The following is a 22,554-nucleotide window of genomic DNA, read 5'->3' as shown; positions in this document are numbered from 1 at the left end:
TCTTTAGTCAAATATTTACGGGTTGCCTTTGAAAAAACTTTTACTTTCCCATCAATGAAATATTTTTACCGTCTCCTCGCTTTGGTGATAGTTCTTTGCTGGGGCATTCTGAGCCCCGTTAGGGCTCAGAATGCCCCTAAGACAGAACCTAACACTTTAGTCTTTAAACTGAAAGCCTCTGCACCCGCCGCCATGATCCGTATGGCCGGCACTTCTGCCTTACAACAGGTGGTACAGCGGGTGGCCAAAGGAAAAGCCGAACGCAAATTTCCGTCTGTTCTTTCACCCGCGCAGGCCAGAACTACAAAGAAAAACGCAGTAGATCTCTCACTCATCTACCAGTTGCGCTATAACGCTAACCAAAGCTTTCTTGAGGTGAAGAAACAGCTGCTGGCCACTGGCATGGTAGAATACGTGGAGCCACTGTATGTGCATGAGCCGCTACACCAGCCCAACGACCCCAAAGCTGACTCTACCTCTGGTTCCCAGACGTATCTTAAACTCGTCAACGCCTATAACGCCTGGGGAGTAAGCAAGGGAGACAGCAACGTGGTCATCGGGATATTAGATACGGGGGTACGCCTCACCCACGAAGACCTGAAGAATAACCTCAAATACAACTATGCAGACCCCATTGACGGCATTGACAATGACGGGGACGGGTACGTAGACAATTTCCACGGCTGGGACCTGGCCGACAATGACAATAATCCTACGGCAGATACCAATGGGCATGGAACCATAGTGACAGGGATAGCCGCGGCGCAGGCCAATAACAGCGTGGGGATTGCCGGTATTGGGTATAACAGTAAGTTCTTGCCGGTAAAAGTGTTTCCCTCCACCCCCTTCGGTTCCTTCCGGGGTTATGAGGCCATTGTGTACGCCGCAGAGCATGGTTGCAAAGTAATCAACCTCTCCTGGGGCGGCGCCAGTTTTCCCTCAGCGTTTGAGCAAGATGTGATTAATTACGCAGCCATTAATCGTGATGTGGTGATTGTCTCTTCGGCCGGTAATACCAACGGTGATCTTGACTTCTACCCCGCCTCTTACCAGAACGTACTTTCAGTTGGCGCCTTGGATAAAAACGGCGTAAAGGGTGCCTCCCATACCTACAGTTACAACATTGATCTAGGTGCCTTGGGCGTAGATGTGTACAGCACCGGCAATGCTAATGACGCACGGTATGGCACAGGCACGGGTTCTTCCTATGCTACACCTATGGTAGCCGGGGCGGCGGCACTACTCCGCAGTCATTTCCCATCCCTCAATGCTCTGCAAATCATTGAGCGGCTACGGGTTACCGCCGATGATATTTACCATCTCCCCGGCAATGCCAGTTTCATTGATAAACTGGGGAAAGGCAAATTAAACGTATACCGGGCCCTGACGGAGGAAAACCCCATCTCTGTACGACTTAGCTCTTGGGGTATGACCAGTGATTCAGAGTTGGGCCCAGGCGGTGAAATTCAGCTTTACGGAAGCTTCCAGAACTTCTTAAGTCCTTCTAACGGCATTAACGTGACGCTCACCTCTTCCAGCAAATACGTGCAGGTGCTGCGCGGAACGCTCAACTTAGGCAGCATGGCTACCTTAGCCCAGACGAACAACCAAACGGCCCCTTTCCGGCTGAAAATAGCCGATGACGCACCTTCCAATACCCAGGTGACGCTCAGGTTAGGGTTTTCCAGTGGTTCTTACACAGACTACCAATACATCAAACTGATCGTGAACCCCAGCTTCCTTACCACAGACGTAAACAACCTGCGGATGTCGGTGATGAGCGCCGGCAACATTGGGTATGACGGATTGGCTTTCAGCCAGGGAGAAGGAGTTACTTACCGGGGCGGCGATCAACTCATTGCCGAAGGTGGGCTCCTGATTGGCTATTCCAGCACCCTTGTGTCTGACAATGTTAGGAATGAAAATAGCCTCACCGATAATGACTTTTACGCTGTAACTAATCTGCAGCGCAAAGGCAATTCGCCGTACGCGGCCTTCCATGGTTCCAACATTTTTGAGGATTCCTTAACAGCCTCTAAGAACAAGAGCCTCCGTATTCAGCAGAACGTCTTTGCCTGGAACACCCCCTCAGACAAAGACTACGTGGTGTTGGAGTACATCCTGACCAACCGTACCACTGAAACGATCAAAGATGCCTATGCCGGTATGTTCGCGGATTGGGACATCATCAGTGCGGGCAAAAACGTCACCGAGTGGGATGATCAGTTACGGTTGGGCATTACCAGACACACCTCAGACACCAGTATTTGGGCCGGCATACAGGTATTGACGGCGGGCGCACCAGGGTTCTTCGCTCTAGACAATGTCATGGATGATGGTAACATCAACACAACCGACGGCTTCTCTACCGAGGAGAAATACCGGGCCCTCTCTGGTGGGGTGCAGCGCCAACGGGCAGGTGGCATTGATGGAAAAGATGTTTCTTTCATTATTTCCTCCAGCATCAGCAGCCTGGCACCCTCCCAAACTGACACGGTTGCCTTTGCCATAGTGGCAGGCGGTTCCAGAGCTGAGATAAAAAAGAATGCAGCTGCCGCGCTCCAAAAGTACCGGCAGTTTCAGGTGGGCAGAACGGTTACGTCTGTTCCGGCAGACATCAGCAAAAGGAGTATTTCTCTGCATCCTAACCCTTCGCAGGGGAAGGTAACAGTGACACTTCCTACGGCGCTGCAGCAAGCTTCCGTGACGGTCCAATTGGTGGATCACAAAGGGAATATTCTTCCGCAGGGGAATTATCAGAGACAGGAAAAGATAGACTTTGATTTCTCCCATCTGCCCGCGGGCATGTACCACCTCAGGTTTATTTCCAATGAAGGCGTACTCACGCAGAAGGTACTGTTGACCAAATAGCGTTTAGGGGCTCTTTTTGGAAAAAGAGCCCCTAAACGGAAATCCTATAAAAACAGAAGAGGCGACCAAAGGGTCGCCTCTTCTGTTTTTATAGGTACAGCTAATGCTTACGCCTTTTGCTGCAAGCGGATCAGGTTAAGGGCTGAACCAGCTTTGAACCACTCAATCTGGCCTTGGTTGTAGGTATGGTTGGCCTCAAAGGTGTACGTAGTACCATCTTTGTGGGTCAGTCTTACCTGCAACGGAACGCCCGGTGTGAAGGAAGTCAAGCCCAGCACATCAATTACGTCTGCCTCTTCAACGCGGTCGTAATCTTCTTTGTTGGCGAAAGTCAGCGCCAGCATTCCTTGCTTCTTCAGGTTGGTCTCATGGATACGGGCGAACGATTTCACCAATACCACTTTCACACCTAAGTGACGAGGCTCCATAGCGGCGTGCTCGCGGGAAGAACCTTCACCGTAGTTTTCATCACCTACCACCACAGAACCAACTCCGGCTGCTTTGTAGGTACGGGCTACTTTAGGCACTTCATCATAGCCTTCGCCTTGTACCAGCAGGTTTTTCACGCTGTTGGCTTCGCCGTTGAAGGCGTTGATGGCACCAATGAGCATGTTGTTGGAAATATTGTCCAGGTGACCACGGTATTTCAACCAAGGACCTGCCATGGAGATATGGTCTGTGGTACATTTACCTTGCGCTTTAATCAAAAGACGAAGGTTGGTAAAGTCTTGTCCGTTCCAAGGCTCAAAACCAGCCAACAGTTGCAGACGGTCAGAAGTAGGATCTACCACCACCTGTACGCTGCTACCGTCAGCGGCAGGCGCTACGTAACCGGCATCCTCCACCGCAAATCCGTTCACTGGGAACTGGATACCTGTTGGCTCGTCTAGCATTACCTGCTCCCCGTTCTTGTTGGTCAGGGTGTCGGTTAATGGGTTGAAAGTTAGATCACCCGCAATCGCGAACGCCGTTACAATCTCAGGAGAGGCCACGAAGGCGTGAGTGTTCGGGTTACCGTCGTTCCGCTTGGCGAAGTTACGGTTAAACGAAGTGATGATAGAGTTCTTACGCTTCGGATCGTCGGTATGACGGGCCCACTGACCAATGCACGGACCGCAGGCGTTCGCCAATACTACCCCGCCAATCTCAGAGAAGGTCTCCAAGATGCCATCGCGCTGTGCGGTGTAACGCACTACTTCAGAACCTGGGGTAATGGTGTATTCGGCACTTACGGTAAGGCCTTTCTCAACTGCCTGTCTTGCCAAAGAGGCAGCGCGGGTAAGGTCTTCATAAGAAGAGTTGGTGCAGGATCCGATCAAACCTACTTCCAGTTTGGCTGGCCAGTTGTGCTCACGCACGGCAGCGGCAAACTGAGAGATAGGCCAAGCGGCATCTGGCGTGAACGGACCGTTCACGTGCGGCTCCAACTCATCTAAGTTGATCTCAATCAGTTGGTCATAGTACATTTCTGGGTTAGCGTACACCTCGTCATCGGCGCGAAGGTGCTCTGCTACCTGGCTGGCCAGTTCGGCGATCTCGCCACGCTCAGTGCCTCTCAGGTACTCGGCCATGGTCTCATCATAGGCGAAAACCGAGGTAGTGGCTCCAATTTCGGCACCCATGTTACAGATGGTAGACTTACCGGAGCAGGAGATATTGGCAGCGCCCTCCCCAAAGTACTCCACAATAGCACCGGTACCGCCTTTTACAGTCAGGATACCCGCCACTTTCAGGATCACGTCTTTAGGGGCAGTCCAACCGCTCATTTTACCGGTCAGTTTCACGCCAATCACTTTCGGGAATTTCAGTTCCCAGGCCATACCGGCCATTACGTCCACGGCATCGGCACCGCCCACACCAATCGCGATCATCCCCAGACCACCTGCGTTAGGCGTGTGTGAGTCTGTCCCGATCATCATTCCGCCCGGGAAGGCGTAGTTCTCAAATACCACGGTGTGGATGATACCCGCACCCGGCTTCCAGAACCCAATTCCATATTTATTAGACACAGAAGCCAGGAAGTCATAGACCTCTTTGTTTTCTGCGTATGCTTCTGCCAGATCTTGGTCTGCGCCCACGCGAGCCTGAATTAAGTGGTCGCAGTGCACAGAGGAAGGAACGGCTACCGTAGGGCGGCCGGCCTGCATGAACTGAAGCAAAGCCATCTGGGCGGTGGCGTCTTGCATGGCTACGCGGTCTGGTGCGAAGTCAACGTAAGACTTACCTCGCTCATACGCCTCCGTAGCGGCACCATTGTATAAGTGAGCGTAAAGAATTTTCTCTGTCTGAGTTAAAGGCCGGCCTACCGCCTTACGTGCCGCGGAAATCCGGTCGCCCAGATTCGCGTACACAGCCTTGATCATGTCTACATCAAATGCCATAGATCTGCTTTGTATTTTTTAAGTTCAGTGCTACTAACGTCGCGCACAAATGTCGCAAACAGAACACTTTTACACAAACTTTTAAAAGGCCACCTTCCGCAAAGGTTTTAAGGCCACGGTGTGGCAATTTCAGGAGGGCAACGTACTTTTACGGCATGAACAAGAATTCGCTCCGCAAATACGCTTTCTACGCCCTCCTTTCGGCTGCCGTGGGCACCCAGGCCTGCACTTCTTCTTCCTCCTCCCCAGACCAGCTAAGCGCCGGCACCTGGCGTGGTACCATTGAGGTAAGCGGCCAGGAGATGCCCTTCAATTTCACCGTGTCTGAAGAGGCCGGAAAACAGGTGGCTCATCTAATAAACGGAGAAGAACGAATTTTGATTAATGAAATTTCTCATTCTCAAGACAGTGTGCGTTTGCAGATGCACATTTTTGACGCCGCGCTCATTGCCAAGGTAGAGGGAAACAAACTTACCGGCCGCTGGGAGCGGAAAGACCAAGCCACCCCGTACAGTCTGCCGTTCACCGCTGAGCATGGGAATAGCAGCCGTTTTTCCCAAAATCCGGCCAAACCAACGCTGGAGGTGAGCGGCAAATGGGAAGTACAGTTCACCGATGACGAAGGCAAAACTTACCCCGCCATTGGCGAGTTCGTGCAGAAAGGCAACGCCCTCACCGGCACCTTCCTGACCACCACCGGCGACTATCGCTACCTGCAGGGCGAAGTTGCCGGAGACCAACTGAAGCTTTCTGCCTTTGACGGCGCCCACGCTTACCTTTTCACGGCCCAGGGCAACCCAGACGGAACCCTAGCGGGTGATTTCTACGCCGGACAGAATAGCCACGAGACCTGGACTGCCAAACGCAACGATGCCTTCCAACTGGCTTCCGCCGATACCCTCACCTACCTGAAACCCGGTTTTGACCGCCTGGACTTTTCTTTCCCAGACCTGAGCGGCAAGAAGGTAGCGCTCACAGACCCGCAGTTCAAGGGCAAAGTGGTGGTGGCGCAGATTTTTGGGTCCTGGTGCCCCAACTGCATGGACGAGACAAAATTCCTGGCGCCCTGGTACGCCAAAAACAAAGACCGCGGCGTAGAGGTAGTGGGTCTTGGGTATGAGGTGAGCCCAGAGTTTGACAAAGCCAAAGTACGTGTGGAGAAAATGCGCGACCGGCTCAACGTCACGTACCCCTTATTGATAGGCGGCACCAAAGACAAGGAACTGGTGGCCAAATCACTGCCGGCGCTCAACCACGTGCTGTCCTTCCCTACCACCATCTTCATTGACAAGCAGGGCAAAGTGCGTAAGATCCATACCGGCTTCTCGGGCCCCGGCACTGGTAAGTATTACGAGGAATTCGTGCAGGACTTCAACAAGACCATTGACCAACTGCTGGCCGAGAAGTAATCTATCACGGTGATCCCTAAACTCAAACGGCGCGGTTCTTAGAAGAACTGCGCCGTTTGAGTTTAGGGGCTATTTTAGGAAAAAGAGCCCCTAAACGCACTATAGTTATTTCCTTAACGTGCTAAGCGGTCTTCCATTCTTTCACTACCCTGAACAGATTCAAGACATTCAATAACCCCAGCGAACAGGCGGCCACAATGTTTTTCTCCACTTCCCCACCGAACACCAAGGCCAGCAACAGCAACGCCAGGACCACCTGGTAAACCGTATATTTTCTTTTCGCGAAAGCAGCCATCAATTCTGATTAAGTTTTATTAAAGGTAAAAGATTAAGACATCTTCGGCAAGCAGCCAGTGCAAACCAGCCTTTCGCCAGAGGTGGTTTTTATTTTTTCTCCAGTTTCTTCACCGGGTTTCCAATGTACACCCCCGCCTCCTGAATGTCTTTCAAGACCACGCCCCCCATGCCAATGATTACGCCAGACGCAAGGGTCACTTTTTCGCGCACAGACACATTAGTTCCCAGGTAAACCCCATCCCCGAAGGTGCAGTTGCCGCTCACGTTAGCCGCCGGCGCTGTAGTGAAGAAGTCTCCTGCCACAAAATCATGGCCAATGGTGGTGTGCAGGTTGAGATGGGCGTGTTTGCCTATTTTGATGTTACAGGTAAGGACAGTACCCGCTGTGATGATGCAGCCTTCGCCAATATCTACCCACTGGGAGAGCACAGCACTGGGGTGCACCACCCGGCCAAAGGTAGTGGAAGCAGGCAATTCTTCCACCAGTTTTCTGCGGGCAGCAGGATCTCCCACGGCCACCACCACATCATAGATAGCCGGATCAAAGGATGAGCGCTTGATCACCTCTACACCCATGATTCTGGGCTCACGATAGAACTGGTCATCTACCATAAAGCAGGCCACATCCTCAATCTTGAGCCCGTGCGGAGCAATGCTATCAATAAGGGCACAGAGCGTTTCCCGGCCAAAGCCGCCTGCTCCGTAAATACAGATCTTTTTCTCAATGTTCATCATATTCATGCAAAGGCTTCTTCTTTCTCCCTCGTCCAGAACCTTAAAGTTAATCTTCTGCTCCTGAAACTCCCACTACACAGTTTTAACCCAATTTAGGAAAAAGAGCCGCTAAACGGGAGTGGCTTATTTCTCGCGTTCTATGGTGTACCGGATGAGTTGCTCCAGGGAGTCGCGGGAGGGCGAGGCGGGGAAGGTGTGGAGCAGTTGCAGGGCCTCGGCGTGCAGGGCGTTCATGCGCTGAATGGAATACTCCAAGCCCCCGGACTTCTTCACGAAGTCAATGACAGCGTTGATTTTATCGGCTTTGCCGTTGTTGTTCTTGACGTTGTAAATGACGCGGCGTTTGGTGAGCCAATCGGCTTGGTGCAGGGCGTAGATGAGGGGCAGGGTCATCTTCTTCTCTTTGATGTCAATGCCCACGGGTTTGCCAATCTCGGCGGTGCCGTAGTCAAATAAATCGTCTTTGATCTGGAAAGCCAGCCCCACTTTCTCGCCAAAGAGGCGGGCACGTTCTACCGTCTCCGCATCGGCGCCTACGGAGGCCACGCCCACGGCGCAGCAGGAGGCAATGAGGGAAGCGGTTTTCTGCCGGATGATGTCAAAGTAGACTTCCTCGGTGATGTCCAGGCGGCGGGCTTTCTCCATCTGGAGCAGTTCGCCCTCGCTCATTTCGCGCACGGCGTTGCTCACAATCTTGAGCAGCCCGAAATCATCGTTGTTAAGCGAAAGCAGCAGGCCTTTGGAAAGTAGGTAATCGCCTACCAGTACGGCAATCTTGTTTTTCCAGAGGGCGTTTACGGAGAAGAAACCCCGGCGGTAGTTGGAGTCGTCCACCACATCGTCATGCACCAGGGTGGCGGTGTGCAGCAGCTCAATGAGGGCGGCGCCCCGGTAAGTGGCATCTGGGATCTGCTCCTGGATGAGCTTGGCCATGAAGAAAACGAACATGGGGCGCATCTGTTTGCCCTTTCGTTTCACAATGTAGCCCATGATCTTGTCCAGCAACAGCACGTTTGACTGCATGGACTGGCGGAACTTCTTCTCGAACTCCTGCATCTCCACTGCAATCGGGGCCTGTATCTGGTTTAAGGGGCTGCTCATCTTCGGGCGCAATATTACGAGGCTGCGCCCTCAGAAGCAAACGCCGCGCTTGCATTTGCCGTTTTTCAGGCGTTACTTCCGCACCTTTTTCAGATATTCACGCCCATGATTCAACGCGCAGATTTTCTTCTCCCCTCCCCGCACGGCCGCAGCTTCGCCGTAGATGCCCGCTGGCTCCAGGACGGACAGGCCAAACCGGTGGTGGTCTTTGTGCACGGTTTCAAAGGATTCAAGGACTGGGGGCACTTTAACCTTCTGGCCGACTATTTCGCCAGGCACGGTTTTGTGTTCGTGAAACTCAACCTCTCGCACAACGGCGTAGAACCAGACGGGTCTGATTTGACCAATATGGAGGCCTTCGGGAACAACAATTTCTGCATTGAATTAGATGATGTGGAAACCCTGCTGGAACACCTGAAAAATAATCCTTCAGAAATACCCGCCCAGGAAATGGACGCAGATTATCTCTTCCTCATCGGGCACAGCCGCGGCGGTGGCCTGGTGCTGCTCAAAGCTGCGGAGAACGCGCATGTGACCGGTGTGGCCACCTGGTCGGCGATCAGTGATATTGACCAGCGGTGGTCCCAAGAAGTGATGGAGAAGTGGAAGCAGGACGGAGTGCAGTACATTCTGAACGGGCGCACCGGCCAGCAGATGCCGCTGTATTACCAACTGGTGGAGAACTACCACGCCAACCGGCAGCGCCTGGACATACCCAAGGCCGTGGAGAAACTCCAGATTCCGCTGCTCATTCTGCACGGGGAGCAGGACGAAACCCTGCCGGTACGCATGGCCCACGACCTGCACGCCCTAAACCCGTTCGCGGAGCTGTTCCTGCTGCCCGGCGGCGACCATTCCTTTGGTGGGCGGCACCCGTATGAGGCACAGGAATTGCCCCAACTGGCCCAGGCGGCGGCCAACAAAACCATTCAATTCTTCAGAGACACCTTAGCGCGCCTGTAATGACTTCTTTGTTTCTGCTCCTGGGCGGCAACCTAGGCGACCGGGTACTTTATCTGGAAGAGGCCGCCGCGCGTTTAGCGGCCGTTTTTGGGAAATCTTGCCAATACTCCAGCTTCTATGAAACCGCTGCCTGGGGCGTGGAAGACCAACCCGCTTTCCTGAACCAGGTGCTGTTGTTTGAGACTGACTTAGCCCCGCAGCAGATTCTGGAAACCACGCAACGGGTAGAACAGGAATTAGGCCGCATCAGGAAAGAGCGCTGGGGGGCTCGGGTCATTGACATAGACCTGCTTTTCTACGGGCAGGAAATCCTCCAGACCCAGACGCTGCACCTCCCCCACCCGCAACTGCACCTTCGCCGGTTCACCTTAGTTCCCTTGGCTGAGGTAGCCCCTGATTTTGTGCATCCGGTTCTCCAGAAAACGGTGACCCAACTATTGGCAGAATGCCCAGATGACCTGGAAGTAAGCCTCTTCCGCACCGCAGAATAAAGCTGTTACCTTATCAGACGTTCAGCAATAGCTATGAGCGATTTAGCGGCTTGAATGTGTAACGGTAGTTTGAAGCAGATTTAGGAAAAAGAGGCTCTAAACGCAATTGTTTCCGCAAAAAAAGAGCTGATCTGTCTCTAGCTAGAAAAGCCTTTACTTACCAGCACCATTTCCAGTCTTTCCCTAGAGCGCCTCGCTTGTGGCCAAGTAACAATGAAACTAAACGCCAACTGCATCCACATGGCCGCAAGGGCAGTGCGAGAGGGGAAGACTGGGCCCCGCGGCCGTGAGCGCTTACCGCCAAAGATGAAACAACATAGCACTTAAAGCCATAGAAAAGCCGTTCAGCTAACGGCCAATATCACTTCCGCACATCAAACTTCTGATACACCGAGTTTTGGCTCACGTACTCCGGCACCAGCTGCTTCATCTTCTTGATCACCGCCACGTTGTTCTGTGAGGAGAACAAATCAATCAGTACCTGAATCTCCTGAATCACTTTCTCACTGTTGGGGATGGGGTGGTTGGCTAACCTTATCTTAGGATGGTCTGTGGACTGCACAAACTCATTTTCGTGGAACAGCTCCTCTTCCAGCTTCTCGCCGGGCCGCAAGCCGGTATATACCAGCTGGATGTCTTTGCCCAAGGTTAAACCCGAGAGTTTAATCATCTTTTTAGCCAGATCCACAATCTTGATGGAATCACCCATGTCAAAGATGTAGATCTCGCCGCCGTTGCCCATGGCCGCTGCTTCCAGCACCAATTGGCAGGCCTCCCTGATGGACATAAAGAACCGCGAAATGTCTGGATGGGTTACCGTAAGCGGCCCTCCCTCCTCTATCTGTTTCCTGAACCGCGGAATCACAGAACCGGTGCTGCCCAACACGTTCCCAAACCGGGTGGTGATGAAGCGGGTGCGTTTGCTGCCGGTGTCGCGGAGGTAGTGGTGCATGGCCTGCACGTACATTTCGCACAGGCGCTTGGATGCCCCCATCACGCTGGTAGGGTTCACGGCCTTGTCTGTAGACAGCAACACAAACTTCTGGGTCTGGTACTTCACGGCCAGATCTGCCAGCACCTTGGTGCCCAGAATATTGGTACTCAATGACTCCGTGGGGTTTTCCTCCATCACAGGCACGTGCTTGTAAGCGGCGCAATGGAATACCACCTCAGGCCGAAACGTCTGGTACACAGCCTCCATTCTGGGTTTGTTGCAGATATCGCCCAGCACTACCTCAAAGTGAAGCTTCACGTACAGCTCCGTCAGTTCCAGTTCCAGGTCGTAGAGTGAAGACTCGGCTTGGTCCAGCAGAATCAGCTGCTTAGGTTTGAATTTGATCAGTTGCCGCACCAACTCACTGCCAATGGAACCGGCCGCCCCAGTCACCAGAACGACGCGGTTTTGCAGTTCCTTGTGCAGCAGGGGTGAGTCTATTTCGGCCGCCGGCCGATCCAGCACATCTTCAATGCGCACTTCCCTGATCTGCTTAAAACTTAGTTCCCCGTTGATCCATTTGTACACCGGCGGCACCACCAAGACCTGTACCCCAGCATTGAGACAGGCTTCCACCAACTGCCGTTTTCTGGCAATAGGAAGCTGTTGCACCGCCACTATGAGCAAATCTATCTGCAAGGAAGTAAGCTGCTCCACCAAATCCTCCACCGGCCTCCTTATAGGCACGCCGTTGATGAGTAGATTCTCCTTTTGGGCATCATCGTCCAGGAAGGAGACAAAGCGGTAATAGGTGCCCATGTCCTGCTGCAGGGTCCTGAGGGTAATATGCCCCACCTCGCCGGCCCCGAAGATGGCTACATTCACCTTCTGGGTGCTGGTATGGCTCCATTCATAGTGTACAATCTTGGCCCAAACACGCATGAGAGACAGGGCCAGCATGCTGATGAGGTAATCAATGAGCAATACCGAGATGGGAATGAAGTTCTGGTTGCCCAGAATCTTATTGTTTACCAATTGGGCGGCCACCAAAAGAAAGGAGCTACTTGAGAGCGCTATAAAAAGCTTACGCAGGTCATCCAAGCTGGTATAGCGAAGAATTCCTGCGTAAGTTCTGGTGTAATAAAAGGCCACTGCCCGCACGCCTAGCACAATAGGGAGCATCTGGGCCACGGAGAGCTCCGTGTATTTCCTCAGGTCAAAGTTGAACCGGAGCAGATACGCCACCAAAAAAGAGAGGGCACACAGGCAAATGTCTATTCCAAAGACAAGCTGCTTTGGCATCTTCTGCCTCACCAACTGCTGCATGTGCCCCATCTTCAAAGAATTAAATTCCTAAATTGTTGTCTTTTAGCTTACCTGCGCCACTTCAGCTGACTTGTCTATCTTCTTCACCAGCCCCTGCAATACTTTGCCCGGGCCGCATTCTACAAACAGTGTAGCGCCATCTGCGATCATTTGTTGCACAGACTGGGTCCAACGTACGGGAGCGGTAAGTTGTTTGATTAAATTCTGCTGAATCTCACTAGGCTCTGTGTGCGCCTGGGCATCTACGTTTTGGTAGATAGGGCAGATGCCTTGTTTAAACTCTGTTTGTCTGATAGCTGCCTCCAACTCCGCCTCCGCAGATTTCATGAGCGGCGAATGGAAAGCGCCACCTACGGGTAACAATAAGGCCCGTTTGGCCCCGGCCGCTTTCATTTGCTCACAGGCAGCCTCTACCCCAGGTACTGAGCCAGAAATAACCAACTGGCCCGGGCAGTTGTAATTGGCGGCCACCACCACGTCGTCTATACCGGCGCAGATTTGCTCCACTTTCTCATCTTCCAGGCCTAAGATAGCCGCCATAGTAGAGGGCTGCTCTTCACAAGCCGCCTGCATGGCCAACGCGCGCTTAGACACCAGACGCAGGGCATCTTCAAAGGAAAGCACTTTATTGGCCACTAAGGCCGAAAACTCACCCAAGGAGTGGCCGGCTACCATTTCTGGGGCAAAGTCCTGGGCCACCGCCGCCTGGATTACAGAATGCAGGAAGATGGCGGGTTGGGTTACTTTGGTCTGCTTCAGCTCTTCTTCTGTTCCGTTGAACATGATGTCAGTGATGCGGAAACCAAGAATCTCATTGGCTTGCTCAAACAGATCTTTGGCTACCTGGTGCTGCTCATACAGGTCTTTGCCCATGCCTACAAACTGAGAACCCTGTCCGGGGAAAATATATGCTTTCATGCGTTTCGTGGGTTTCTGTTTAGGGGCTCTTTTTCTAAAAACAGGCCCTAAACGGATTTGATAAAAAATAAAACGGTGACAAATATATAAAAATGGTGCCCATTCTCTTAGAACAGGCACCATGCTTACAAGATTAAATTAAGTTGATTTACGGTCTTTACCGGACAATCTCTACCCAGCCTTTGAAGGTTCTGATATCTGGAGTACGGCCGTAGAACTCAACTTCCACTTGGTAGAAATACGTCGCTTCTGACAGCGCTTTGCCGTTATTGTCTACCCCAGCCCAGTTAAGGCCAGGCTCACTGCTGCTTTCATACACCTTGTTTCCCCAACGGTTGAACACCCTTAAAGTAGCTCTCTTGATGAACGTTGCTCCTTGTTTTGGCGTGAAGACATCATTCTTGCCGTCACTGTTAGGAGTGATGATGTTAGGCAGGGAGAAAACAATACAGTTCTCATTGCAGACAATGTTGCTCTGCTCCCCTTCCATCCCGGCAAAGTCTGTGGCGGTAACCAGGTAGCACCCGGCATAGGAGGCCAAGCCCTGGTGAATGAACTCATACGTGGCTAGGCCGGTATTGTCTACCGTACCAATTTTCACAAATGTGCCGTCATCTGTCTCTCTATAATATAAGGTGTAGAAATCAATGGCGCTTGGGTCACAGCCGGGCGGGATAGACCACCGCAACCGGTTAAAGAACGGCGGGTTAGGAACAAAGGTCTCATCACATGGCAGGCGGTCTATTTCCAGTACCGGCACACATAACCGGGTGAGGCAGAGTTCCTGGCTGTTATTCAGGATTGGGTCCGGCAGAAAAGGATTATCGAAAGTTCCTTCGGTCTGCACATACACGCAATACTGCTTTCCGGCGGTAAGCGGAATTCTTCTGCTGAACGTGCCCGATGTAGCGGTAGCCAACACGCTATCTAGTTTAATAAAGTCTCTGTTTCCGGTGGAGTCTACCCAAATAATATGGTAGCGCGGATCTGCGGTGGTGCTAGCGTTGTTCCAAGGCACATTATACGTCCAGTTCAGTTCCATAGTCGGTCCGTTGGCCCGCCCGTTCAAGCGGACACTGGAAGCCGAAGAGGAATCTACCAACACTGTAGGTGAACCAGTGGTACCGGAATGATAGAACTCCACCCGGTAGGTGAAAGAGGTATCCTGGGTGTTGAGGTTATTGTCTGTGAAGACAGTATCGTTGAGGCTCCTGAAGTTATACCCGGTTACCGGCACAAAATTAGCCCCGGCACCTCTGTTCTGTCCTTCAGCACGTAACAAGCGGTACAGGAAGGGGGCGGTATACTCTGCCAGTACAGCAGTTCTGGGTTTGCTCCACTCTACTCGTATTTTACCAGTAGCAGCATTGGTTTCCGTAACACTCACTTTGGTGATAGAGATAGATTCTAGGGTAGCGCACAGTTCATTAGAGGCAATGCTTTTCCCTCCGCCCGGCTGCGGAAATTCAGCATAGATCCGGTAACAATAGGTACGATTTCGCTCTAAGCCCCTACCGTTATTATTGTCCAGAAACGTTGTTACCCCTGCACTCACCTGCCCCACCAATACATATCCCGCAGAGGCCGGTATTCCTGTCTCACAGGCCTCGGGAACAAAGTCTGATGGGCCTATTTTACGGTAGATGTACATTCTGGTGGCATTGGGACAGGTGTAGTTTTCCCAATTGAGCCTAATGCTGCTACTAGACTGCGGCACAGCTGTTAACAGCACGGGTGGCGGACCAACCACGGTAATTCGCCATGGTTGCAAATCTACCAGTTTGATGCCCGTAGGAGGCTGGTCTTCCGCCCGGAACACCACTTGGTATGGTTCCAGGCGCACATCCTGGCAAGTGGTTTGCCAAGAGAAAATACCGGTGGTGTCATTGCGCAGCACAAAGCTTGCTCTATTGGAGTTGGGCGGAAGCATACTGCCCAGAGCCGTAAATATAACCGGGTGCCGGTCTGGATCTGTCACCGTGATAGTGTCTCTTAACAAAGTACCCGCCACCACACAGGTATCACGGGGCACGGTGATGACCGGCGGGCGGTTGGGGTCCTCCCGCACGAAGATCTGCATGTCCCGGATGACACGCCCGATGAGCCTCCCACCGCGCCACTCCTCCACCACGAAGGCGATGTTGAACTCGCCCAGCCTGCCGGGGTTGTTCCACGTCAGTTGGCCGCTGCGCACGTCCAGGGTGAGGCCGGCGGGGCGGCCGGAAATGGGCTGGCCGCTCAGGTAGTTCTCCAGCCCTTGGTAGCCAGGCGCCACCTTGCCCAGCGGGTTGCCGCAGGCGTCGAACCGGTCGAAGATGCGGGGCTCCAGCAACTTGAAGGCCAGGCTGTCTCCGTCGGGGTCAAAGGCGGCGGGGTTGTGCACGAACACCTGCCCCCGCACGGCCACGTCCACGGGCGGGTACTGCATGCGCGGCGAGCGGTTCCTAAGCAGCAGCGGGTCCACGGTGACGGTGGTCTGCAGGAAGAAGGTCTGCGTCACGGAGGAGGAGATGTTCACGATGCCCCCGTTGCGGTTCTCCCCCACGAAGGTGGCCGTGTAGGTGCCCGGCCCGTAGATGTGCTCGAAGCGGTAGACGTTCACAAACGTGTTGTTCTGCCCGTTGTTGAGCAGGGTTCTGGACTCACGGTCCACCTCCAGTTTGGTGCAGTCCCCGAAGTAGAGGGTGGCTTTCAGGTCCTCAAAGGGAGGCGGGGCCACGCTGAAGGTGATGAGGGTGAAGAAGAAGCGCCCCGGCACCGGATTGGCCGTGGTATCAGCCACGGCGTAGATGTTGCCCGCCCGCAAGTGCGTGGCCTGTGCTTCTTTGGAAAAGAAAACGATGGATAGGATCAGCCCACACAGCACAAACAGCAAGGCTCTTACTTTCTGTAAAACTAGAGGCATAGGGTAGCGTTTTGCATGCAAGAACAAATTTAACAGAATCCGTGACTTTCACCTGTACAATTACAACAAAAGCATTGTACCATAGGTATATTTAGCCGAATGTATGGCTATAACGAATTCCCGGTGCCACTGTTGTAAGGATAGCTACCCATTTCCTGTTTAGGGGCTATTTTTTCAAAAAGAGGGCCAAAACAAGAAAATAACTCAAAGCGATAACCCACAGCAGGCTTTCAATTTAGATTTATTCAAAATAGAAAGTTCAATTGCTTGAGAAACCCGCGCCATGTACCTTTGAAAAGATTTTACCAAACCTTTACACACCTATTTATCAACCTTAACACAACAAAATGAGTTGGTTTTCTAAAACGTTTTCCAGTAGCATTGGCCGGAAACTTCTGGTGGCCGTCACTGGTCTGTTTCTCTGCTCTTTTTTAGTGGTGCACCTGGTGGGCAACCTGCAGTTGTTCAAAGGTGATGGAGGAGCTTCCTTCAACATCTACTCCCACTTCATGGCTACCAACCCTTTGATCCGCACCATGGAGATTGTATTGGTGTTGGGTTTTGGGTTTCACATCTATGAAGCCTTGGTGCTTACCCGCCGCAACAAAAGTGTGCGTCCGGTAGCGTATGCCTACAACCGCCCGCAGGATAACAGCAACTGGTCTTCCCGCAATATGGGTTTGTTGGGAACCGTTATTTTGGTGTTCCTCATCATTCACCTGTACAACTTCTTCTGGAGAGCCCGCTTCGGGGAGCCTAACATGATTCCAATTGAAGGCACGGACTATGACGACCTTTACTCTGTGGTGGTGCAGTCCTTCCACCTGTGGTGGTATGTATTAATCTATGTATTGGGCCAGATTGCCCTAGGCTATCACCTCTACCACGGTTTCTCCAGCGCGTTCCACACGCTGGGCCTGAACCACAAGAAATATACCCCTGCCATCCAAAAGTTTGGGGCTTTCTTCTCTATTGTGGTGCCTGCCGGTTTTGCCTCCATGCCCCTTTACTTTTTCATCAAAGACGTTGTTTTGAGCTAAGCAGTACGCTATGATTCTAGATTCAAAAATTCCCGAAGGGCCATTGGCCGAGAAATGGGACAAGCATAAATTCAATGTGAAGCTGGTGAACCCAGCGAACAAACGTAAATACGATATCATTGTGGTGGGAACCGGTCTGGCCGGAGCTTCCGCCGCCGCCACCTTAGCCGAGCTGGGTTACAACGTAAAGGCGTTCTGCTACCAGGACAGCCCACGCCGCGCCCACTCTATTGCCGCGCAAGGGGGTATCAACGCCGCTAAGAACTACCAGAACGACGGTGACAGCGTGTACCGCCTGTTCTATGACACCATCAAAGGCGGTGACTACCGCGCCCGTGAAGCCAACGTATACCGTCTGGCCCAGGTGAGCGTGAACATCATTGACCAGTGCGTGGCGCAGGGGGTTCCTTTCGCGCGGGAGTACGGCGGATTACTGGCGAACCGTTCCTTCGGGGGTGCGCAGGTAAGCCGTACTTTCTACGCCCGGGGCCAAACGGGCCAGCAGCTGCTGTTAGGTGCCTATTCTGCCCTTAACCGTCAGATTGCCTACGGAAAAGTGAAGATGTACCCACGTACCGAGATGCTGGACCTGGTGATGGTAGACGGCAAAGCCCGCGGTATCATCACGCGCCACTTAATCACTGGTAAAATTGAATCACATAGCGCCCATGCCGTGATTCTGGCCACCGGTGGTTACGGCAACGTGTTCTACCTTTCTACCAATGCCATGGGGTCCAACGCCACAGCGGCCTGGAGAGCCTACAAGAAAGGTGCGTTCTTCGCCAACCCTTGCTTCACCCAGATTCACCCTACCTGTATCCCGGTATCGGGCGGCTATCAGTCTAAACTGACCCTGATGTCTGAATCACTTCGGAACGATGGACGCGTTTGGGTTCCTAAAGCCGTAGGCGATAACCGTGCTCCGGGTCAGATCCCGGAAGACGAGCGTGATTACTTCCTGGAGCGTAAATATCCATCCTTCGGGAACTTGGTGCCGCGTGACGTGGCTTCGCGTAACGCCAAACTGGCCTGCGACGAAGGACGCGGCGTAGGAACCACCAAGCTGGCCGTTTATCTTGACTTCGCAGATGCCATCAAACGCGAAGGTTTAGAAAAAATCAGCCAGAAGTACGGCAACCTCTTTGACATGTACGCCAAGATCACCGGCGAGAATCCGTATGAGCAACCCATGCGCATCTATCCGGCGGTACACTACACCATGGGCGGTCTTTGGGTTGACTATAACCTCATGACCACCGTGCCCGGCTTGTATGCCACTGGTGAGTGTAATTTCTCAGACCACGGCGCCAACCGCTTAGGAGCTTCTGCCCTCATGCAAGGTTTGGCCGACGGGTATTTCGTGATTCCTTACACCATTGGCGATTACCTGGCGCAGAACCCTACTACCCGCATTGAAACCAGCCACCCTGCTTTCAAAGAAGCCGAAGCCGCCGTTCGCGCCGATGTAGACAAACTTCTAAGCATCAACGGAAGCCGTACCGTAGATGATTTCCACAAGGCATTAGGCCACATCATGTGGGATTACTGCGGTATGGCCCGTAACGCCGAAGGCTTGCAGTACGCCAAGCAGGAGATCAGAAAACTCCGCGAAGCGTTCTGGAGTGATGTAAAAATCCTAGGCACGAACGAGGAGCTGAACATCACCCTGGAGAAAGCGGGCCGCGTGGCCGACTTCCTGGAACTGGGAGAACTGATGGTAGATGATGCCTTGAACCGTAACGAGTCTTGCGGCGGTCACTTCCGGGAAGAATACCAGACCCCAGAGAACGAAGCCCTCCGTGATGATGAGAACTACACCTATGTGGCCGCTTGGCAATACACTGGTCCTAACCAGCCCGCCGTGCTGCACAAAGAGGAGCTGAAGTTTGAGAATGTGAAACTGACGCAGCGTAGCTACAAATAATGAATGATTAAGAATTAGGAGTGGAGAATGAATGGGTAAAATCAGCAAACGCTGCGCCCATCCCTTTCCTCCACTCCTAATTCCAGATTCTTAATTCTTAATTAGAAAGAAAATGGCTGGTAATAATCCTAACAGCAAACCAATGAACCTGACGCTGAGAGTGTGGAGACAGAAGAACTCCCAGGCGGCTGGTACACTGGAAACATATCAAGTAAAAGATATCTCCCCGGAAATGTCTTTCCTGGAGATGATGGACGTGCTGAACGAAGACCTGCTCCGTAGCGGCGTAGATCCTATCGCGTTTGACCATGACTGCCGCGAAGGTATCTGCGGAATGTGCAGTCTCTACATTAACGGACGGGCGCACGGCCCAGAGCGTGGTACTACCACCTGCCAGCTGCACATGCGTAAGTTCTCTGACGGTGACACCATCACCATTGAGCCTTGGAGAGCCGGCCCGTTCCCTATCCTGAAAGACCTTTGCGTAGACCGTTCAGCCTTAGACCGTATTCAACAAGCGGGTGGTTACATTTCTGTGAACACCGGTGGGGTTCCAGACGCCAACGAGATTCCTATTCCTAAGCCAATCGCTGACAAAGCGTTTGATGCCGCCACCTGTATTCAGTGCGGTGCCTGCGTGGCGGCGTGTAAGAACGGTTCTGCCATGCTATTCACCTCTGCCAAAGTATCTCAGCTGGCTATGTTGCCGCAAGGTCAAGTGGAGCGTAAAACGCGTGTGGAGAACATGGTGGCCCAGATGGACAAAGAAGGTTTTGGGGCTTGTACCAACATTGGTTCCTGCGCCGCCGAATGCCCGGTAGGTATCTCCCTGGAGAACATCGCGATGCTGAACCGCGAGTACATTGGTGCTTCTTTCACGTCTGAGAACGTGTAAGCGCCGCAGCTCTCTTCAAAAAAGCCGAAGCCTCACCCAAGGCTTCGGCTTTTTGTTTTAGGCAGGATTTCAGAAAAAGAGCCGCTAAACGCAAAGCTGGTTTACTTCAACCATGGGGCTTTGCGTGGAAATACCTGTAACTTTAGCCCTACTTTAGTGGTTATACAAGCCCAAGCCCTAACCTGATGATACTGATTATATCTGGCACCAACAGGCCTAACTCCATCACCCTTAAGGTAGCCAAACTATACCAAAGTTTACTTACAGCCCGAAATCAAGCGTCTGAGATTCTTGATTTGCAGGAACTCCCCCTGGATTTTGCCTCTCCTTCCCTTTACAAGCGCGAACTGTACTCCCAGGAGTTTATGGCGCTACGCCAGCGGGTGGCCGATGTACAGAAAATAGTGTTCATCGTTCCAGAGTACAACTGTTCTTATCCTGGGGTTCTCAAAGCTTTTATCGATGGACTGGAATATCCGCATGCCTTACGCCGAAAGAAAGGGGCTTTGGTGGGCCTCTCCACCGGGAGTCAGGGCGGAAACATTGCCCTTAGCCACTTAACTGATGTGCTGCACTATTGCGGTTTGCATGTATTGGCGCAGAAACCCCGCCTTCCCTTTATACACAAACATCTGCAAGAGGGAGCATTCACCAATCCGCTTTACCTCCAGTTACTGGAAGAGCAGATAGAGGAGTTTCTTTCATTCTAAAGAAACTGCGGTCCTACTTTTACGTTTAGCGGCCGTTTTTCTAAAAACAGGACCAAACTGGGTTCCTTGAAAGCATAGCAAAAAATAAGCCCCGAAGCAGCTTTCTGTTTCGGGGCTTATTTTTGAAAAAGAGGCGCTAAACGCCTAGTCTACATTATCGTGCAGGAAACGGTTGTCTCCAAGTAGCTCGTTGTCATCGTTCAGGTTGAAGCGGGAAATCTTCTGCTCGGCAGACGGCACCACATTCTCCAACTGAATATTTCTGCGCAGATAGGCAGGCACCTCCAGCTTCTCTTTGATAGAGGCATCTGAATAAGCATCGGTGCTCAATTTGCGCAGACGGGCCCGGCGCTCCTCAATTTTTGACTGCATAGGGTCCACCACGTTCTGGATAGCGGGCACCTCTGGCTCTTCTTCAAAAGCTGGGGTGAATAGCTCGTTGCTGGAGTCTAGGTCAAAAATGATCTTGTTGTTGTCTACCACCGGAGCAGGTTGCCGCACGGGCTCGTTCACTACCAACTGGTTGGCGGTTGCGGGCGGAGCCACAGTATAGGTAGTAGACACAACCGGAGCGATTGGCTCTGTAACTATTTCAGTTACAGCCTGAGGCGCAGTTGCTCCGATGGGTGGTCCCCCGGCCTCAACGGTCTTTTTTGGCTGCGGAAGGCTAACCATTTCACGGGCAAAACCTGTCGCAATCACCGTAACTCTAATGCTGGCTCCTAAGCTGGAATCAATGCCATGGCCAAAGATCACCTCAGAATCATCGCCGGCTTTCTCCTGGATGTAGTCTGTGATCTCCGTAAGCTCATCCATTTCCAGTTCAGCCTGATCACCAGACATAATGGAAAGGAGAATCTTCTGCGCTCCGTGAATGTCAGTGTTGTTCAGCAACGGAGAAGAAAGAGATTCCTCGGCGGCACGCAGCGCACGGTTCTCGCCTTCTGTGATGGCAGAGCCCATTACGGCAGCGCCAGAGTCTTTCATCACCGTTTTCACGTCTTCAAAGTCAACGTTCACCTCAGAGGTTACGGTAATGATCTCGGCAATACTTTTGGCAGCGGTGGTTAAGACATTATCAGCTTTCGCGAACGCAGACCTTATGGGTAGGTTCCCGAACATTTCGCGCAATTTGTCATTCAAGATAACCAGAACGGTATCACAGTTCTCGCTGAGTTCTTTGATACCATTGTCAGCGGCTAGGCGCTTCTTTTTTCCTTCAAAAGCAAACGGAGCAGTTACAATGCCTACGGTAAGAATGTCTAGTTCTTTGGCCACTTTGGCAATAACCGGAGCGGCACCAGTACCGGTACCACCACCCATTCCAGCCGTGATGAAGACCATTTTGGTATGCGCTCCCAGCAGTTCCCGTATTTCCTCTTTGCTTTCTAAGGCGGCCTGCTTACCACGCTCCGGGTTGGCACCTGCCCCCAAACCTTCGGTAAGGGTGGTTCCAATCTGAAGTTTATTAGGTACGCTGCTGCTTTTTAAGGCTTGTTCATCGGTATTGCACACCACAAACTCCACGTCCTTAATGCCTTGGTTGAACATGTGGTTCACGGCATTGCTTCCCCCTCCGCCAACACCAATTACCTTGATGATGGATTTGGAGTGTGATGGCACTTCAAACTTGTACGATGAAACACTCATGTTA

16 protein-coding genes are annotated in these 22,554 nt (G+C 52.4%); 8 read left to right on the top strand and 8 right to left on the bottom strand.

The window, feature by feature from the left end; all coding sequences use genetic code 11:
* Positions 1 to 54 precede the first annotated feature (54 nt).
* Entirely contained in the window at positions 55 to 2,871 is a 2,817-nt protein-coding gene (locus EFA69_RS13230) for a S8 family serine peptidase (RefSeq protein ID WP_123133603.1), read from the top strand.
* Positions 2,872 to 2,978: 107 nt separating this feature from the next.
* Here EFA69_RS13230 and EFA69_RS13225 read toward each other — a convergent pair whose 3' ends face one another.
* Entirely contained in the window at positions 2,979 to 5,252 is a 2,274-nt protein-coding gene (locus EFA69_RS13225; protein WP_123133602.1) for an aconitate hydratase, read from the bottom strand.
* Positions 5,253 to 5,407: 155 nt separating this feature from the next.
* Here EFA69_RS13225 and EFA69_RS13220 point away from each other — a divergent pair, with 155 nt between their 5' ends.
* Complete coding sequence (locus EFA69_RS13220; RefSeq protein WP_123133601.1) at positions 5,408 to 6,661, top strand: peroxiredoxin family protein; 1,254 nt, start codon at positions 5,408 to 5,410, stop codon at positions 6,659 to 6,661.
* Between the two features lie 121 nt (positions 6,662 to 6,782).
* On the opposite strand, the gene EFA69_RS20315 is transcribed toward EFA69_RS13220, so the two are convergent.
* The 3 genes from EFA69_RS20315 to EFA69_RS13210 all read right to left on the bottom strand — a co-directional run bounded on the left by EFA69_RS20315 (position 6,783) and on the right by EFA69_RS13210 (position 8,794).
* A complete protein-coding gene (locus EFA69_RS20315) occupies positions 6,783 to 6,956 on the bottom strand; it encodes a hypothetical protein (protein WP_183906781.1) in 174 nt (57 codons plus the stop codon).
* An 89-nt stretch (positions 6,957 to 7,045) separates the two neighbouring features.
* On the bottom strand, positions 7,046 to 7,693 hold the full coding sequence (locus EFA69_RS13215; protein ID WP_183906780.1) for a NeuD/PglB/VioB family sugar acetyltransferase: 648 nt from the start codon (positions 7,691 to 7,693) through the stop codon (positions 7,046 to 7,048).
* Positions 7,694 to 7,816: 123 nt separating this feature from the next.
* The gene (locus EFA69_RS13210) at positions 7,817 to 8,794 is read right to left on the bottom strand and encodes a polyprenyl synthetase family protein (RefSeq protein ID WP_123133599.1); all 978 of its coding nucleotides are present in this window, start codon (positions 8,792 to 8,794) and stop codon (positions 7,817 to 7,819) included.
* A gap of 105 nt (positions 8,795 to 8,899) precedes the next feature.
* Here EFA69_RS13210 and EFA69_RS13205 point away from each other — a divergent pair, with 105 nt between their 5' ends.
* Both EFA69_RS13205 and folK read left to right on the top strand, forming a co-directional pair.
* Positions 8,900 to 9,757: an alpha/beta hydrolase family protein gene (locus EFA69_RS13205; protein WP_123133598.1), complete on the top strand. Its 858-nt coding sequence runs from the start codon at positions 8,900 to 8,902 to the stop codon at positions 9,755 to 9,757.
* On the top strand, positions 9,757 to 10,248 hold the full coding sequence (gene folK / locus EFA69_RS13200; protein WP_123133597.1) for a 2-amino-4-hydroxy-6-hydroxymethyldihydropteridine diphosphokinase: 492 nt from the start codon (positions 9,757 to 9,759) through the stop codon (positions 10,246 to 10,248). Before EFA69_RS13205 ends, folK begins: the two co-directional genes overlap by 1 nt.
* 361 nt (positions 10,249 to 10,609) lie before the next feature.
* Here the strand turns inward: folK and EFA69_RS13195 are convergent, their stop codons facing one another.
* From EFA69_RS13195 to EFA69_RS13185, 3 genes are all read right to left on the bottom strand, one after another.
* The gene (locus EFA69_RS13195; RefSeq protein WP_221175741.1) at positions 10,610 to 12,484 is read right to left on the bottom strand and encodes a polysaccharide biosynthesis protein; all 1,875 of its coding nucleotides are present in this window, start codon (positions 12,482 to 12,484) and stop codon (positions 10,610 to 10,612) included.
* Positions 12,485 to 12,550: 66 nt separating this feature from the next.
* Complete coding sequence (gene fabD / locus EFA69_RS13190; RefSeq protein ID WP_123133595.1) at positions 12,551 to 13,426, bottom strand: ACP S-malonyltransferase; 876 nt, start codon at positions 13,424 to 13,426, stop codon at positions 12,551 to 12,553.
* 157 nt (positions 13,427 to 13,583) lie between these two features.
* Entirely contained in the window at positions 13,584 to 16,331 is a 2,748-nt protein-coding gene (locus tag EFA69_RS13185; RefSeq protein WP_123133594.1) for a T9SS type B sorting domain-containing protein, read from the bottom strand.
* Positions 16,332 to 16,678: 347 nt separating this feature from the next.
* Here EFA69_RS13185 and EFA69_RS13180 point away from each other — a divergent pair, with 347 nt between their 5' ends.
* The 4 genes from EFA69_RS13180 (at position 16,679) to EFA69_RS13165 (ending at position 20,900) form a co-directional block, all read left to right on the top strand.
* Positions 16,679 to 17,371 carry a succinate dehydrogenase cytochrome b subunit gene (locus EFA69_RS13180; RefSeq protein WP_123133593.1) on the top strand — a complete coding sequence of 231 codons (693 nt, stop codon included), beginning with the start codon at positions 16,679 to 16,681 and terminating at the stop codon, positions 17,369 to 17,371.
* A gap of 10 nt (positions 17,372 to 17,381) precedes the next feature.
* Positions 17,382 to 19,295: a fumarate reductase/succinate dehydrogenase flavoprotein subunit gene (locus tag EFA69_RS13175; protein ID WP_123133592.1), complete on the top strand. Its 1,914-nt coding sequence runs from the start codon at positions 17,382 to 17,384 to the stop codon at positions 19,293 to 19,295.
* A gap of 142 nt (positions 19,296 to 19,437) precedes the next feature.
* Positions 19,438 to 20,190, top strand: coding sequence for a succinate dehydrogenase/fumarate reductase iron-sulfur subunit (locus EFA69_RS13170; RefSeq protein ID WP_123133591.1), 753 nt, complete (start codon positions 19,438 to 19,440; stop codon positions 20,188 to 20,190).
* Positions 20,191 to 20,375: 185 nt separating this feature from the next.
* Positions 20,376 to 20,900 (top strand): NADPH-dependent FMN reductase, encoded by a 525-nt coding sequence (locus tag EFA69_RS13165; protein ID WP_123133590.1) that lies wholly within the window; start codon positions 20,376 to 20,378, stop codon positions 20,898 to 20,900.
* A 144-nt stretch (positions 20,901 to 21,044) separates the two neighbouring features.
* Here EFA69_RS13165 and ftsZ read toward each other — a convergent pair whose 3' ends face one another.
* A complete protein-coding gene (gene ftsZ, locus EFA69_RS13160) occupies positions 21,045 to 22,550 on the bottom strand; it encodes a cell division protein FtsZ (RefSeq protein WP_123133589.1) in 1,506 nt (501 codons plus the stop codon).
* Positions 22,551 to 22,554 lie beyond the last annotated feature (4 nt).

Source organism: Rufibacter immobilis (assembly GCF_003721565.1).
GTDB classification, from domain to species: domain Bacteria; phylum Bacteroidota; class Bacteroidia; order Cytophagales; family Hymenobacteraceae; genus Nibribacter; species Nibribacter immobilis.
The sequence above is the reverse complement of the archived record's forward strand: the minus strand, read 5'-3'. Positions and strand labels throughout refer to the sequence as shown.